Here is a 16,636-nt window from a genome sequence, read left to right on the forward strand (position 1 = left end):
TTCGGCTCGGTCTCACGCAGTGAGTTCGGAAGTGTCCACAACCCCCAGGCTGGATCTTCCTCCGGTTTGCGGAGCAGGTAGGTGTTCCCTCCCCCGCTGATGCGGCGGTACGTGAGCGCGCCGGCCTTGTCGACGATCTGCTGCTGCCATGCGTCGTACCGGCGCTGGACTTCGCCGTCGAGGACGATGGCGAAGGTCGTCTTCCCGGACACCTCCTCGCCGCGGTCCTTGATCGAGACGATCAGGTCGGCGGCGAGCGGAGAGAACCGATCGAAGTCGGTGGCCTGGCGGTTCAGGTTGAACGCACCCGGAAGGTGGCGGGCCTCGGAGACGAGCACTGCGGTGAGCGCACGGTCGAGTGCTCGTGGCGAGAACGGCGTGACCGACAGCGGTTCGACCCGCCGGTAGAAGGTGGCGTGGTAGTGCTCGAAGGTCTCGTAGTGGGGAGACGTCTCTCGGTCGGGCCCAGTTGTAGAGGGTGACGACGACGCCGGGCTTGTCGCGTTCACGACCGACACGGGAGGTGGCCTGGATGTACTCGGCGGTCTGCTTCGGTTGACCGACGACGACCATGCAGCCGAGGCGAGGCACGTCGACGCCGACGGACAGCATGTTGGTTGCGAGGAGGAGGTCGATCGGGTCGGCCTGCGGGTTGTCCGGGTCGAAGGCGGTGCCGAGGCGGTCGAGGGCCTCGGGGATCTCCGATGACTGCACCCGGGAGGTGAGCTCTTCGACTCGCAGCCGGAATCGTGGGTCGACCGATGGCGACCAGAGGTGCTGGCGTTGGAGCAGGGCACGCAGCTCGTCATCAGCCATGCGGCGCATGCCGGCCAGCTCGCGGAGGGTGTTGAAGTAGCCGACAGCGGTCAGGTAGGGGTCGGCGGCTGCGCCGTACCGGTTCCAGAGGGCGAACCCGGCGGCCAGGATGGCGGTCATGGCCCGCACCTGAACCTGCTTCAGCCGGATGCCTCGTGCGCAGATCCCCAGGTAGAGGCGGCCGGGTGACGCGCTCGTCGGTGTCTGCTCGGCGAAGAACTGGCGGGAGGCGTCGAGCACGGGCGGCGGGAAGACCCGCAGGTTTCGCCAGAACAGGGCATAGCCCTGGTCGCGGGCCCGGCGGATCGTGGCGGTCGACGCGACGACCTTGGGTCGGGAGATATGGCCGCCGACCTCCCACGACGAGAGCTTGTCGATGGCCGTCTCGTACAGGCCGACCATGGTGCCGAGAGGTCCGGTGATGAGGTGGAGCTCGTCCTGGAGGATGAGATCCGGAGGACGGAACCGGTTGACGTTCGACGTAGACGCCGCGGCGCGGTTCCCGCGCTTCGGGTGAGTGTCGGCCGTGCACCCAATGCGCTTATCGGTGTCCGGATGCCGGAAGCCGTGCCGCGAGCACCGCCGTTCGACCTGGCCGAACAACAACTTCGCTCGCGGCTCCCACGGGACCTGAGCGAACTTGTCGACCGTGGCAATGACGAAGGCCGGCAGCAGCCGGTAGATGTCGTCATCGACCGTGACCAGCGGGATCCCCTCCCCCGGCGCCTTCGCCGCAGTGAAGGGACACTCCCCGGTGGTGTCGGGGCAATAGAGCAGCGCCCGCCGGGTGTCGGAGTCGAGCGTCAGATCCTGCGCACCCGTTCGGGTCCCGCACCACGGGCACGACACCAGCTGCTTCGGTGATGCGCCGTAGACGCGCCCGCGGTCGTGCGCCTCCCGGATCGCCTCGGCGGCATCGTCGATCCGGTTCTGCGACACGCCGCCACCGACCCACATCCCGAGGCGGATCGGATCCCCCGACCCGTAGCGGGGCTCCGACGCAGCTCGACGCTGACGTTCCTGCTCCGCTGCACACACAAGGGCCGCAGCGCGCTGGATCTGCTGCGACGTGAGCAGCCGCAGGGTGTAGCGCATGAACACGGCCATGCCGCCGTTGCCCTCGTAGACCTTGCCGTCATCACCCGTGATGCCGCCCTGCAGGCGACGGATGCCGAACGTGAACGCGACCAAACCGAGGTAGGCCTCGGTCTTGCCGCCACCGGTCGGGAAGTACAGGAGATCGATCAGGCCTGGGCGTCGGCGTTCGGCGTGGTTCGGCTCGACGAGCGACGGCACGTTCAGGAGCACGAAGGCGAGCTGGAACGGACGCCACGAACGGTTCTTCGGGATGTCGATAGCGGCGACGGCGGCGCTGAGCCGATCCGGCTTGTCGCCGGAGCGGGCCTGCTCGCTGCGCTTCCCGGCTGCGATGGAGTGGATGCGCTGCTGCCACATCGTGGCGTTGGCGTACCGGAAGGCCTCGAGCGCATCTGGGTCGCTGCACACCCGATCGATGCCGGTCTGGATGGCGGCGGCAACCTTCCGGGCTTCACCGATCGCAGCGTCGCCTTCGACGTCGTGTCCGCCCAGCCGATCGTCGCCCGCTGCGAGTCGCTTCTTCTCACGCTTGAGCCACGCTTCGTAACCCTTGGCGAGTGGCTCCAACGCGTCCCGCAGTTGGTTGACGGGGAGCTCCGACAACTCCTTCATGTCGACAACCAGGCCGGCGAGCTCGGGAACCGATGCGGGGTCGGGAGCATCGGTGCGGGCGACCTCGAACGACGGATCGTCACCGTCTTGACCAACGTCGCTCGCTGCGGGTTGGCAGGGAGTGGCTCGCAGTGGACCGACGTGCCGTGCCCGACGGCGAACTCGACGAGGTCGCGATACTGCATGTCGAGCTGCGCGACCTCGGCCTTGTCCCGGTCGGGGACGGTCGGTCCGCCGACCACCTCGGCCCGCCCGGCGAACGGCGCCGGGTGTCCAGGGGCGGTAACCGTGAACTCAACCTGAAACAGCCAGGCCTCGTCCTTGTTCTGCAGCGGGTTCAGCTGCTCGTTGACGAGAAAGATCGTGACCAGCCACCACTTGACGCCAGAGGTGTCGGTGATCGACTCGACCCGGCCCCGCAACCACACGCCCGCCTGATCCTGCGGAGCGACCTCGACCGCTACGGGCCCTTCGGTGAGAGGCACCGACACGGTGTGTCGACACGGCTCACGCTGCCACCACGGGATCTTGTGCCCCGTCTTCTCGTGGGTCTCCGGGCCGAGCTCCTTGCGATACCGACCCCACCGACACTCGACCGACAGCTCATCGACCGCACCCTCCACGGTGCACGACAGGCCGATCGACGACGGGAAGAGCGTTCCCGACGACTGCACCCGCTCGGGGAACGACGCGTCGCCCTCCTCAGCCTCGCCCTCGGCAGAGTTGTCGTCGTCACGGCCTTCGTCGAACGCCACCGTGTCAAGCGGGGCGAGCAGCCCCACCAGGTATCGATCGCGAACTCGCGTGGCGCCACCCGATCCCCGGATGCGCTCGGTAGGGCCATCACCGGGCCCGAGCAGATCCCGGGAGATCCGATCGACGAATTCATCGCGCAGGACCGCGGGGGCCGGAGCAGGCAGCGTCGGGTCACTACGTGGAGGGGGGACGTTCGGACGAGGCGGCGCCGACTTCGGGAGGTCTTCCTTCGCGCTGCCATCAATCCTCGCCCTCAAACAACGACGTCTGATCCTTCGATCCGGTTGCCGACTTGCCAACCGGCTTCTTGCTTGACTCCGACATGTACCTCCGCTTGTTCTCCTCCAGGAGAAGCTCAAGCACTTCGTCAGCAACATCGGGACTAAACGTGTATCGAAGCCCTTGGCCACGAACCTCGTGGAACCCGTGCTGTAGGTCGGGAAGGAGTTCCGACCAGCCGTATGCGTCTCGCACGGCGTAGTCGACATCCGAGTGAAGAAGACGCAGCGCTGCGATCTTGCTCTCCTCGCAGTTTGAATCGTGGACTCGGTTGTAGGTGTCGGTCAGCCCAAGACCTTGATGGGTCATGTAGCTCGAGCGGAACTCGTCGAGCCGCTCAGCGGCATCCGCTACGGCTTGGATACGGTTCGGGCGGGGAAAGGTCGCGAAGCAATCAGAAGGTGAGTAGTTCACGCGAGTCTCGAGCGTGCTCGAGTAGCGGATGGCCCATCGACGATGGAAGTCCGACACCAGTACACCGAAGGTCGCGTAGTCCTCGAACGGGAACACCACAGTCCGGTGTGCGAAGACCGGCCCTGTGGTGACCAGAACTGGCATGACCGCCTTGCTCACCACAGAGATGGCTGCCACGCGACGTAGGCCACCGAGCAGTTGGTACAGCTCAGTGCGCGGACGCTCGTACTGCCACCAGTGCTTCGTCGCGTGCGGATAGGTCTTCGGACTCTTGGACAGTCGATCCGGCTTGACCTTCTCCTCAACGATGGAGAAGCAGTCCGGGTATGTCCGAGCTACGTCCTCGTCCCAGTCGGCAAAGTTGATTATCCAGCGTGATGCGGCGTGGCTTGGCGACTGGTTGAGATCTTCGCCGACGATGTACGGGAAGAGAACCTCCTCGTTGCGGGGGTCCTTGGCGATGAGGTCAGCCGCCTCCTCCGGCGTCATCGTGAAGCCAAGCCCAAGAACGTAGGAACCGACAATCGCCGACCCCTCGTTTTCCTTGAGGCGCTGCTTCTCCCATCCGGATCGTGCGGACGGATACAGCATCCGGTCGATCCCGGCTGGCGCAACCCGACCGTCGAGGACCGCGCCATCGGCCAAATCGATCGTGCGACTCAGCCAGACCTTTGCGATCTCAAGAGACTCGCCACCTGGCCACTGCGTCGATGAGACCGCCCGATGAATGGTCCATCCTGCGTCAATCAGCTGCCCAAGACCGACCTCGCTGGTGTCACCCTGGGCGATCGTGTTCGTACCGAGGAGGCCGATCGACCGACCGAGCTGGCCAGCGAGGAGAAAGAAGTAGGCAACGAGGTCGGCGGAGCCCTTCTGCCCGTTGGCGAGCCAGGAGATGATGTGGTCCCGATAGTCGGTTCCGGCCGCCCCGGTGAGCTTCTGCCCGCCGATGAACGGCGGGTTCCCAACGATCGCATCGAAGCCTCGGCGTTCCTCGTCGAAGACTTCCGGGAACCGCAGTGGCCAGTGCAGCGGTGACCGCGAGGGCGCATCGTCCGGTCGGCCAGCGTCGAGCAGCCGCCGGCTCACCCGACGCAGATCCGCAAGATCAGCTTCGCCATCGTCACCGATCAACTTGATGGCGTCGACAAGGGCCGAGGCGTTTGTGCGGAGTTGGTCGTCGAGCGCCTTGTCAACGTTGTTGCCGCTGGACGAGAGCGCACACCCCACGACCAGGTCGGCGATGGCGTTGGCGATGGCGAGGGCCCGACTGGCCTGGGTGGTCAGCTCGGCCTTGTAGGCCGTATCGCGAGCGGTTTCGCTCGCTGCCTCTTCGACGAGGCGGCGCAGCTCGATCGCCTGGTCGACGAGCGGCGCGATCTCGGCCCACGTGGAGGCCGGATCGATGCCGGGGAGGCCGACCGGTCTTGCCCGGCCGAAGGCGGGATTGAGGTGGAGGGCCCGGAGCTGGTCGAGATCGGTGATGCCGAGGAGGCTGTCGCCGGCCTGCAGGTTGTGGTCGAGGTAGGTGAATGGCCGGTCCTGGGCCATGGTGACGAGCCAAAAGCTCATCTTGGCCATCTCGACGGCCATCGGGTTGCGGTCGACGCCGTAGCAGCACCGTTCGGCGACCTCTCGCATGGCTTGGACGCGGTGGGTGTTGCGTGCGGGGTCGTCACCGGCGGAGGAGAGGTCGGCGGCGTCAATCGCGCCTTCAGCGATGCGGGCTTCGATGAGCACGTCGGCGAGGTAGCGGCAGGCGGCCACGAGGATGGCGCCGGATCCAACGGCCATGTCGCAGACCTTGAGGTCGAGGATCTCCTGCGACGAGCGCGGTTGCCACTGATCGGTGTCTCGGGTGTCCTGCGGCCCGGGCGAGTAGCAGAGGGGCGCCAGCGCGTGTTCGACGACCTCGTCAGCGAGGTGCTTGGTGGTGTAAGCGGTCCCAGAGTCGCGCCGGCTACCGGTCTGGGTGACGTAGATCGAACCGGGTGGGAAGACGAGCGGGTAGCCGCGGAGGTCGTCACGGAGTACGCCGAGGAAAGGCGCGACGCGGTCGGCGAGCGTCTGGTCACCGCCGCAGGCTGCCCGGAGCGCGGCGAGGCGTCCGGCGGCCTGGTCGGCTTCGAGGAGGGTCTTGATCTTGTTCTTGGTGTGGCCGGTGACGTCCTTGCCGGCCAGGTAGGTGGCGAGCTTGTCGCGACCGGCGAGCAGCTTCTCTTCCAGGATCCTCAGCTCGAGTTCGGGCTCTTCGCCCTGCTTGCCGACGATGCCGAGGAACGTGGCGTCGCCGGAGCTGACGGCGCTGTGGTCGAGGAGGCCCTCGTAGACGTGGCCGATCTGTTCAACCTCGAGGTTCTTGTAGGACAGCGTCCGCGTGTCGGTCTGGGACAACTGGAGCACCTGGAGGGCCCGCATGATCTCGAGGATGGTGAGGTCGTCGACGAGCGGCGGACGGCCCGGGTCCTGCCACCAGTTCGTGCCGTCGTCTGGGCGTCCTTCGAGGAACGGGTACCGGTCGGGATCGAAGAGGTTGCCGCCATAGGCGGTGATCGCGATCTGCTCGTGGGTGAGTCCGCCGTGGACCGCTCGGGTCACGGCCAGGATCCGGTGCCAGCCGGAGGATCGTTGTTCGAGGCGCTCTCGGCCGAGGCGGGCGTCGTCCTCGAGCTGGCCGCGCAGCGTGGAGATGGCGTACTGGTCGGCGTACAGGGTCCGGTTGAGCGGGAGGAGTCCGTTCTCCTCGGCGGCGAGGACGAATACCAGCCGCATGAGGACGGTCACGGCCGCTTCGTAGACCTCACCCGGTGGGACGCCGTCGAGGAAGCGCGGGGTCTCCGGGTCGCGGTCGGCGCGGTCGAGACTGGTGACGAGCAGCTCGACGGCACGGCGCACCTGGTGCCCGAGGGTCGAGGTGACTTCGGCTTCGGCGGCGAGCGAGCGCTGAAGGAGGGCTTCGGGTTGCTCGTCGGGGTGCGCGGCGAAGAACTGGCGGGCGGAGAAGACCGACCACAGGGCGTCGAGGTGGTCCCGCTCAGACGAGAACAGGGAGGCCCGCCAGGTGGCGTGGCCCGTCGAGATGTCCTGCTTGGCCCAGACGATGCGGATGAGGTCGCCGTCGGTGACCATGCCGAGCTCGACGCCGGTTCGACGGAGGAGGAGCGCCATCCGCTGGGTCCAGGTCGCCGACCATGCGTCGCCACCTCGCCCGTCGGGGCTGGTGCCGGCGGGGAGGACGAGGACGAGGAGCCTGGCGGTGCTCGTGGTCGGCTGGGTCGGGTCGTCGAGGATGGCGTAGGTGGCGGTGACGCTGGTGCCGGGTTCGGTTCCGGCGGTGGTGAAGCGGTCGGTCTTGGCGACTCGGTCGTCGAACCCGAGCAGGTCAGTCAGGAGCCACTCGACCCAGGTGGTTCGATCTCGGTCGTCGACAGCACCGTCGTCGAGGTCGCCGCCTTCCCACCGGCTGATGGCGGCGGCTCGCAGATCTCGGTCGATGTGGAGGGGGCCGGTCTCGAACGCGTCAGTGAGGACCGGGACGGAGAGGAACGGGAGTGTCGGCGCGCACAGCGACAGCCAGTCCTGGTGCGCGGCGGCGCCATCTGTTCTCGGGATGAACCGGCCTCGTCGGACTCCTCGGGGGCTCATCGCCGGCCCTCAGGGACGAGGAAAGTGACGGCGATGGGGAACGTGTACCGGGTGCGGTCCTGGTAACGGCGGTCGATGGCGGCCTGCTCGGTGACGATGTCGCCTGGGATGCGATCGAGGCGGGCTTGCATAGCGGCCCAGTCCCGTTCGATCTGGTACTGCTCCCGCTTGGAGTAGCCCTCGAGCGGCAACTCGAGCTGCATGCTCTTGCCTTGCTCGGACAGGCTCCGCTGCAGATCCTGCTGCAGCTGGTTGAGCCGTTCGGCGAGCGTGTTCTTCTCCTCGTCACGTCGGGCATCGAGTCGGTTGTTCCGCTGGCGGGCGACCTCCTCAGCCCGGTTCGTGATCGCCGTGCGTACTCTCGGTTCGAGCTTGGGCCAGAGGTCGGCGAGCATCGCCTGCACATGCGTCGGGGCGACGCCGTGAGTCTCCAGCTCGATTACGTCGTTGGTGGCGTTGACGCCAAGGTAGTCGACCTTGCCGTCGTTCCAGGTGAGTGCGGCGGGGGCGATCTCTTCGTGGAGTCGTGCGCCGTCGCCGCCGGTGATGACGACCCGTGCGTGGGCGACGACGGTGAGCTGGTCGACCGGTGCCATCCGCGCCGTGACCCGATGGACGCCGGAGGAGCCGTCCTGCCAGGTCTTCGATCGGAGGAGCCGGAGGCAGCGGGAAACGAGCGGATGACCGAGGTGGGCGTAGACCACCATCTGGTCGAGCCGGGCCGCGAGCTCGTGGTCGAAGGTGATGGGACGTTCGGCCTCGGCGACGGGGTCCCAGTGGAACTGGGTCGTGTCAGCCCAGGTCTCGGCGAGCGGGCCGACGTCGAAGAGTCCGTCGTCGATGACGTCGGTCCCGACTCGGATCTCTCCAGGGCGGAGCGGTGCTTGTCGTGTGAGTTGCAGGCCGGCGTCGACGACCCGCTTGACGCGATCGGGGTTGAGGCCGAGCTCGGTGGTGGAGTCGGTGAGCCTGGAGCGGATGTCGGCCAGCTCGGCGGCGAGCTTGCGCTCCCGGGAGAGCAGCAGCCGGGCGGTCTTGCCCTTGCGGCGCTCGATCTCGGCCTCGTTGATCGTGGTCGAACCGCCGAGGAGGCGCTCCTCGATCTGGGTGGCGAGCACCGGCGACGCCGAGCCGAGGTCTTCACGGATCTCGTTGATCTTCTTGGCGACTCGGACGAGGAAGTCCATGTCGTCGACGGCCTTGCCTCGGCTGTCTCGCCCGAGGAAGTGGTAGATCCAGACCTCCTCGTTCGGCTGGCCGTACCGGTCGATGCGGCCGTTGCGCTGCTCGAGCCGATTGGGGTTGAACGGGACTTCCATGTGCACGAGGCGGTGGCAGCGCTTGTGGAGGTCGATGCCCTCGCTGGCGGTGTCGGTTGCGAAGAGCACCCGCACCGGGGTGTGGGCCGGGTCGTAGTTGAAGTCGCGGATGATCTCGGCGCGGCGCTGCTTGTCCATGCCGCCGAAGACGAACTCGACCCGGCCGGTGCCTTCACCGGTGTCGGAGGTCAGCCAGCCCTTCGCTGCGCACAGGTCCCGTAGGTAGTCGAGCGTGTCCCGGTACTCGGTGAACACGATGATGCGTTGGTCGTTCCAGCCGCCCGAGGGCTCACACACTTCCTCGATGAGCTCGAACAGCCGTCGGGTCTTGGCGTCCTCCCGGCCTCGGTGATCGGCGCCCCACTGGAGGAGCTCGTCCAGCAGTTCATCGGCCTCCGCTGATCGGCCGGTGGCCGACGATTGGCCGGCAACCGCATCTGCTGTGGCCTCGTCGAGGTCGTCGTCGGTGTCGTAGTCGTCGTCGACCCGGCTGTAGGTCCCTCGCAGCGCGTCCTCGGACCAGTCGTCTGCGGCCTGACCGCCGCGCACCGTCTCGGCGTGGGTCTCGATCGTCTCGGCGAACGCAGTCGGCGAGGACAGGAAGCGCTTCTTGAGCAGGAGGGTGATGAACTCGGCAGCGGCCCGTTGGGCCTTCGCCTTCGGCCCTCCGGCGGCGGACCGCAGTGCGTCGCGGTAGCGGTCGAGGAGCGCGAGGCCCTGGATCTCGTCGTCGGGCATCGTGACGACGAGCGTGGTGTCCTCGTCGATCTTGCGGATCGGGAACGGCTTGCGCCCGTGCACGTCGACGGGGAGCTCGTCGCGCAGCTCCGACTTCAGCCGCCGCACCATCGTCGACGTGTGCAGCTGCCGCTCGTCAGGTTCGACTCCCCGCGCGTACCGGAGCGGGTCGACCAGCTCGAGCAGCGCCTGGAAGGACTCGGAGTAACCGTTGTGCGGTGTGGCGGTGAGGAACACGCGATGCTCGAAGTGGGGCACGAGCCGCCTCAGCAGCTTTGTGTATTTCGACTCCTGGGCGTACCGACCGACCGCGGCCGGCGCCGCCTGGTGGGCCTCATCAACGATCAGCAGGTCGAACGTCCGCCGGAAGTCGTTCCGGTCGGGCGAGAGGATCTCGTCGAGGCGCGCCTGCTGCGCCGGCAGCTTCAGCCACGCGCCCGACACGATCATCAGCGGGTACTGGACGAACGGGTTGGCTGCGGGGCCGAACTGCCGGCGGATCCGCTTCACCGCGTCGGAGTCGATGATCTCGAAGCGGAGGCCGAACTTCTCGTCCATCTCCGCCTGCCACTTGCCGCACAGGTTTGGCGGGCAGACCACCATGATCGTGTCGGCCTGGTGCCGGAGGCGGAGCTCCTGTGCGATCAGCCCGGCCTCGATCGTCTTGCCGAGACCGACGTCGTCGGCGACGAGGAGCGACACCCGGGCCATCGCGAGGGCTCGGGCCAGTGGGGCCAGCTGGTGGTCCTGGATGGCGATGCCAGACCGGAACGGCGACTGGAGCGCCTTCGAGTCCGCGTTGGTGATCGCACCCCAGCGGACCGCGTCGAGGTACGCATCGAAGATCTCGGGATCGTCGAAGCCCTCGGCGGTGACCGCCGGCAGGTCGCCCGAATCGAACATCTGCGTGCCCGGCTCGGCCTCCCAGACGAGCTTGATGGTCTCGCCTCGGGCATCGTCCTCGACCGAGGACAGCTCGAGGACATGCTGGGCCGGGAACCGATCGGAGCCGAGCTCGTCGGCCTCGATGGAGGGGTCGTCGCGTCGGGTGACGACCCACATGCGGCCCCGGGCGCGGACGAGCATGCCCTCCTCGGGAACGGCCCTGGCTCGTGTTGTTCCAACCGCCGTCATGAACGCTCGTTCCAGGACTCGACGGGATCGATCACCAGGGAGGGGACCCAGGGGGCTCGACGCGCTCCGCTCTTGTCAGTTCTCAGATCTTGGGACGTGGGCCGCTCAGGGCTTAGAAGGCGCATTTGTGTGAGCAGGGCTTGTTCATCAGGTGACCATCCGCCAGGTACCCCGGCCCCCTTGGCTCGCGTCAACCCGACCTTCCGATCGTACGCCACCCCTGTGACGGCGACCGCGAGGACGACACCCTCGAGCGCAGCGCTGCTACTGGACGAACTGGATGTGGGCGCGCCGTACCGAGTCGGGGAGCTTGCTGAGGGCTCGGGACGAGAGGGGTGGTACCTCGACCACGACGCCCAGCGTGTCGGAGTCGACCTGCTGGACCAGGCGGTGGTCTCGAAGGCGCTTGATGGCCTTGGTCAACGACGACGTGGTGCCGATCGGCTCACCGCGGCTGGCCCGCAGGCCGAGCTCGAGCGACAGCTCGATCGGGCAGACGGTGACCGGGCCACCGGCATCGGCGAGGTGACGATTGAGCGCCCTGGCCAGAAGGGTCGAGGTAGGACCGATCAGCGGTCCGTAGACCATCTCGAAGTAGTCGTGCAGGACCGGGAACGCTGGGTCAGCGCACGGGGGCAGGGGTCGAAGTCGGAGGCCCGCAACGGGCCTCGTTCGCTGGCCGGGTGGCTCGCTTCCGTTACCGGAGTGCTCCGTGCCCATGGTCTGCCGCCGGGAGGTCGCTGATAGGAGGGTGGACCGAGGTCCGTTGCCCGCTGCTCCCCCGCCGACAGAGCCCTCGACCTGGCCCGACCCACTCGGGCCGCTCGGTCGAAGTCCAGTCGCACATGAGTCACGAGGGTAGGCCGTTTGGCCCATGCTGACCAGGGAATCGTCACAGAGAGAGACCGTCACCTCGGGGTGGCGGTGCCGATGGTGGCGCGGGATTGGTCGCAGTCAAGGGTGTCTCGACTGCTTCCGGGTTGGCTGCGGCGGTGAGCGTGTCGTTGATCTCGCCTTGTCGGCGGCGCAGTCCGGCGAGCTCGTCGGCGCGGTCCCACGGCGCGCCGATGCGGGCGGCGGCACGGTCGGCTTCGCCTCGAGCCGTGTCGACTTCGGCCTGGAGGGACGTCAAGGTGTCGGGCAGGCGTTGGATCTGGCGTTCGAGGCGGGTGATGAGGTTGGTGGGCTCGCTGCGCTTCCAGTCGAGCGCCGGGTAGGTGACCTCGATGTGGGCGTCGGCGACGGCGAGGCGGATCTCGTCGTCGATGGTGGTGACGGCTTGGGCGGTGACGGCGAGTCCGGCGAGGGCTCCGACCTCGATGGTCGGGCCGTTGGTCTCGGGCGGGGTCTGGTCGAGCCGGTCGGCCATCAGTCGTTGGAGGTGTTCGCCGGCCTCGACTCGCTTGGAGTGCCGGTGGCCGTCGATGGTCATGGCGAAGCGGTCGCCGCGTGTGTCCACGACTCGTTCCAACACTCCCTCGAGCTGCGCGGCCCTGCCGGAAAGCCGTTCGGCGCGGGTGGTGGCGGTGTCGTGGGTGCGGCGGAGGCGGTGCTGGTCGTCTTGGTGGGCGCGTTCGAGGCGGGTGAGCCGGGCGACGTCTGCGTCGACGGCGGCCTTCTCCAACACGAGCGGGTCGCCGGTGGCGAGGGCCTTCACCTCCGCGAAGGACAGGGCCTGGTCGCCGATGTCATCGACGTCGCGGTCGGGCAGGTCGCCGCGGGTTACCTGAGCGATGAACGCGGCCTTCCGTTCGAGGGTCTGCCACATGTAGGTGTCGAAGCTTCCTTCGGTGACGTAGCGAAGGATGCGGACCTCGGAGTTCTGGTTGCCCTGGCGGAGGATGCGGCCGTCTCGCTGTTCGATGTCGGCTGGTCGCCAGGGGGCGTCGAGGTGGTGCATGGCGATGGCGCGGGTCTGGACGTTGGTGCCGACTCCCATGGTCTCGGTGGAACCGATGAGCACGGCGATGGTGCCGTCACGGCAGGCGGCGAACAGGTTGGCCTTGGCCTGGTCGGTCTGGGCGGACTGCATGTAGCGAATCGCACCGGCCTCGACACCCCTCCGAACCAGCAGCGACTTCAGTTCGTCGTACGCGTTCCAGCCGTCACCTGCTGGGGTGGACACGTCGCAGAACACGAGCTGGAGAGCACCGGGGCGCAGGGTGAGCTGGCCGTGATCATCGGCGTAGCGGTGGTCACGGGTGGCGTGGTGGATCGCCGAGATGTGTTGGGCGGCGACGTCGAGCTTGGCCTGCTCGGTCGGTGCTTCCAGGCCGATGAGGCGGAGGTCGAGCGCGGCGCGGCGTCCGTCGCCGGTGACCTTCAACATGTTGTCCTCGGAGGGGTCGACGGCCCGGTTGCGGATGCGTTCGGCCCGCGCCGCTAGGAGGAGCACGTAGTCGACGAGGTTGTCGCTCGGGTCGACCACGACCGTCTCGGCCTGTCCGCCCGCGATGGCGGGGGTGGGGAGGTCGAGGTCGTCGAGGGTGCGTACGTCGGCGACCTGGCGGTAGAGGGTGAGTAGTTCGGGGACGTTCTGGAACCGGGCGAAGCGGGTCTGCATCCGATAGGACGACCCGTCGGGTGCCAGCTCGAGAGCGGTGTGGGTCCGGCCGAACGTGGCGGCCCACGCGTCGAAGGGTCGCAGGCCGACCGCTTCGAGCTGGTCGGGTTGCAGATAGGTCTGCATCACCCACAGCTCGGCCATCGAGTTCGCCACCGGGGTAGCCGTGGCGAACACCGCCACCCTCGGCCCGTGGGCGCGGCGCAGCGCCCACAGCTTGGAGTCGAGGTCCTGGGCTCGCTGCGAACCGGTGTTGGCGGCACCGTCGATGCTGGAGTCGACGCGCCGGTTCTTATAGGCGTGGGCCTCATCACAGAAGAGGAAATCGATGCCGGTCTCCTCGAAGCGGACGCCGTCGTCCTTGGTGTGCTCGGCGAGGAGCCGCTTGTAGTTCTCCTCCATCTGGGCGATGCGCCGTTCGAGCTTCTTGACCGACAGGCCCTTGCCGTCACGGGATCCGGCGAGCGCAGCGCGGGCTGTTTCGAGCTCACCGGCCATGTATTCGCGCATCAGGTCGGCCCCGAGAGGTACGCGTGCGAAGCCGGACTGGGTGAACACGATGCCGTCCCAGTCGCCGGTGGCGGCGCGGGCGACGAACTCCTTACGCCGGCCCTTCGACAGCCGTTCCCGATCGGCGACGAGGATCCGGGCGGTCGGGTAGATCTGAAGCCACTCCCGGGAGAACTGCTCGAGCATGTGGTTGGGGACCACGACCGCGGGCTTCGACGCTGATCCGAGTCGGCGTAGCTCCATCGCCGCCATGACCATGGTGGCGGTCTTGCCGGCCCCTATGGCGTGTGCGAGCAGGGTGCGGCCGTCAGTGAGGACCCGGGCCACTGCGGCGCGTTGGTGATCGCGGGGCGTGAAGCTCCCGGCGAGGCCGGGAAGGGTGAGGTGGCTGCCATCGTGTTGTGGGAGCACGGTCGAGGAGAACAGGTCGTTGTAGGTGGTGGCGAGGCGTTCGGCGCGGGTGGGGTCCTCCCACACCCAGGTCGAGAACCGCGTTGTGAGGGCTTCCTGCTTGTCGCGGGCAGCGAGGGTCTCGGCGTCGTTGCGGACCCGCCGTCCGTCGTCAGTGGCGTCGGTGACGGTGTGGAGCCGTTGGTTGAGCGCGGCGTCGAGCAACGTGATCGCATCGGCGCGCGAGGTGCCCCATTCGGAGGTGAGGGCGACGCTGCGACGGCTGCCGTCGCGGAGTCGAGCGGACCAGTGGCCGAGCTGTGGGAGGTGTTCGACATCGACCGTTGCGTCGAGCACTTCGCCAGCGAAGGATTCGACGTCACGGCTGGGGATCCACGGTGAACCGAGGCGGGCGGTGATGTCGGCCGGTTCGAGCTGGCGGGGCAGGACGGCTTCGAGGTCCGCGACGTTGACCCGGTAGCGGGGGTCGTCGGCCGCGGCGACGCGGGCGGCGTCGAGCTTGGTGCGCACGTTGCCCGACAGGTATTCGGCGGCGGGGATGAGCCGGTCGGTGCCGGGCTCGTCGTAGACGAGACGGCCGAGGCGTTGCCTCGTAGTGGGGGCATCGAGCCCGAGAAGCTCCGCTGCCCGTTCGAGCGAGACCCGGCCGGACTCGTCGAGGCACACGGCGACGGCTTCGTCGGGGCTGTCGACGGAGTGGCGCTCATGCGGTGGGTCGATGATCCGCTCGGAGAAGATGGCGGCGGGCCGGGCTTGTTGGGTCTCGTCGTCGAACACCTCGAGGGCGGCGACGAGCGGCCAGTCGGGGTCTTCTCGGAACCCACCCATGCGGGGCCGGACCCTGCGGTACAGCTCCTCACCGGTCTCGGGGTCGCGGCGCCCGGTGCGGGCCTGACTGGAACGGTTGATCGGCCCGTGCACACGTCGGTAGCTGTCGTAGCGACCGGCGAGGACCTGTTGAGCGGCGCGCAGGTCGTCCTCGCTTCCGCCGTCGAGCTGGACGCCGAGCACGGAGCGGGCGGCGTCGCGTAGGCCGATCAGGCGAGCCAGTTCGGGGCGGTCCTTGGCGACGCGGGGTTGGTAGGTGACCGCGGCGCCGCCGTGGAGCTGCGCGATGTCGCCCTCGGTGTTCGTGACGAAGCTGCCGTCTTGGGCGTGGGTGAGATCGAAGGTGCCGGTGGCAACCTCGGGCGCCTGACGGCGCGAGATGGTGCTCGGTGGGGAGGCGAAGAAGCGGAGACCCGCGGAGGTGGCGTCGGCGACAAGTCGTTGCAGCGCAGCCGGGAGTTGGGCCTCCAGGTCGCCGTTGGGGGTGACGGTGAGCTCGTGGTCGCGGTACATGCCTCGAGCCGCGGCCAAGTCACCGAGGACTCGGTCGGGGTGGGCGTCGAAGTACTCGTTGACCTCCAGGGGCTCACCGCTCCCCTGGTCCGTGTTCGCACCGATTGCGGGGAGGGCGATGGGTACGACGTGTTCCCACGCGGGGCCCATCGGCTCGGCCCCGGGAAGTCGACGGCGCAGGACCAGCAGGTCGACGACGACATCGGTGCCCGAGCTTCGGGCGAAGGCGCGCTCGGGGAGCCGAACGGCGCCGACGAGATCGGCGAGCATCGCCATCTCTCGGCGCGCAGCCGAGTTGCGGGCGTCGAGGGTGTAGCGGGAGGTGAGGGCGACGACGAGCCCGCCGGGTCGGGTGAGGTGGAGCGACTTGAGGAGGAAGTAGTTGTGCAGGGCGTGGCGGCCCCGGTTGTGGTGAGGGTCGTGCGGGGTGACCTTGGCGAACGGCACGTTGCCGATCACCACGTCGAACGCGCCGTCCTCGACGCGGAGGTCTTCGAACGCGCCGTTGTGGATGGTGGCGCGGGCACCGTAGAGGTGGCGGGCGATCGCCGCCGTGGTGGCGTCCAGCTCGACCCCGGTGAGCACAGCATCGGGCGGAGCGAACCCCAAGAAGTTCCCCGACCCGCAGCCCGGCTCGAGCACCCGGACCGGCCCGTCGACACCCAGGTCACGAACGGCGGACCACATGGCGGTGACGACCGACGCCGAGGTGTAGTGAGCGTTGAGGGTGGTGCGACGGGCCTGGCTCCACGCCTCCTCGGTGCCGAGAAGCTGACGGATCTGAGCTCGCTCGGCGGCGAAGCGCTCGGCGGCGTCGTCGAACACCTGGGGGATCGACCCCCACCCGGCCCACCGGGCGAGCGCTACCTGTTCAGCCGGATTCGCCGCACGGTCCTCGTCGCGGCAGCGGCGCACGATCTCGAGCGCATCGAGGTTGGCGCGCAGCTTGGCCGTGGCACCCGGTGGGGCGAGGTCGTCCTGGCTCGCCGGTCGGAACGGT

The 16,636-nt window shown here is 68.1% G+C and carries 6 protein-coding genes; all 6 read right to left on the minus strand.

What is annotated here, in order from left to right:
* Window positions 1–12 precede the first annotated feature (12 nt).
* Window positions 13–2,526, minus strand: coding sequence for a hypothetical protein (locus tag IPG97_10005; protein MBK6856855.1), 2,514 nt, complete (start codon window positions 2,524–2,526; stop codon window positions 13–15).
* Window positions 2,523–3,308: a hypothetical protein gene (locus IPG97_10010; protein ID MBK6856856.1), complete on the minus strand. Its 786-nt coding sequence runs from the start codon at window positions 3,306–3,308 to the stop codon at window positions 2,523–2,525. Before IPG97_10010 ends, IPG97_10005 begins: the two co-directional genes overlap by 4 nt.
* A gap of 214 nt (window positions 3,309–3,522) precedes the next feature.
* The gene (locus IPG97_10015) at window positions 3,523–7,620 is read right to left on the minus strand and encodes a hypothetical protein (protein ID MBK6856857.1); all 4,098 of its coding nucleotides are present in this window, start codon (window positions 7,618–7,620) and stop codon (window positions 3,523–3,525) included.
* Window positions 7,617–10,811 carry a DEAD/DEAH box helicase gene (locus tag IPG97_10020; GenBank protein ID MBK6856858.1) on the minus strand — a complete coding sequence of 1,065 codons (3,195 nt, stop codon included), beginning with the start codon at window positions 10,809–10,811 and terminating at the stop codon, window positions 7,617–7,619. Before IPG97_10020 ends, IPG97_10015 begins: the two co-directional genes overlap by 4 nt.
* A gap of 264 nt (window positions 10,812–11,075) precedes the next feature.
* Window positions 11,076–11,531, minus strand: a complete 456-nt coding sequence (locus IPG97_10025; GenBank protein ID MBK6856859.1) for a hypothetical protein — start codon at window positions 11,529–11,531, stop codon at window positions 11,076–11,078.
* Window positions 11,532–11,703: 172 nt separating this feature from the next.
* Complete coding sequence (locus tag IPG97_10030) at window positions 11,704–16,551, minus strand: DEAD/DEAH box helicase family protein (GenBank protein ID MBK6856860.1); 4,848 nt, start codon at window positions 16,549–16,551, stop codon at window positions 11,704–11,706.
* Window positions 16,552–16,636 lie beyond the last annotated feature (85 nt).

This window comes from Microthrixaceae bacterium (assembly GCA_016702505.1).
Lineage (GTDB): Bacteria > Actinomycetota > Acidimicrobiia > Acidimicrobiales > Iamiaceae > Aquihabitans.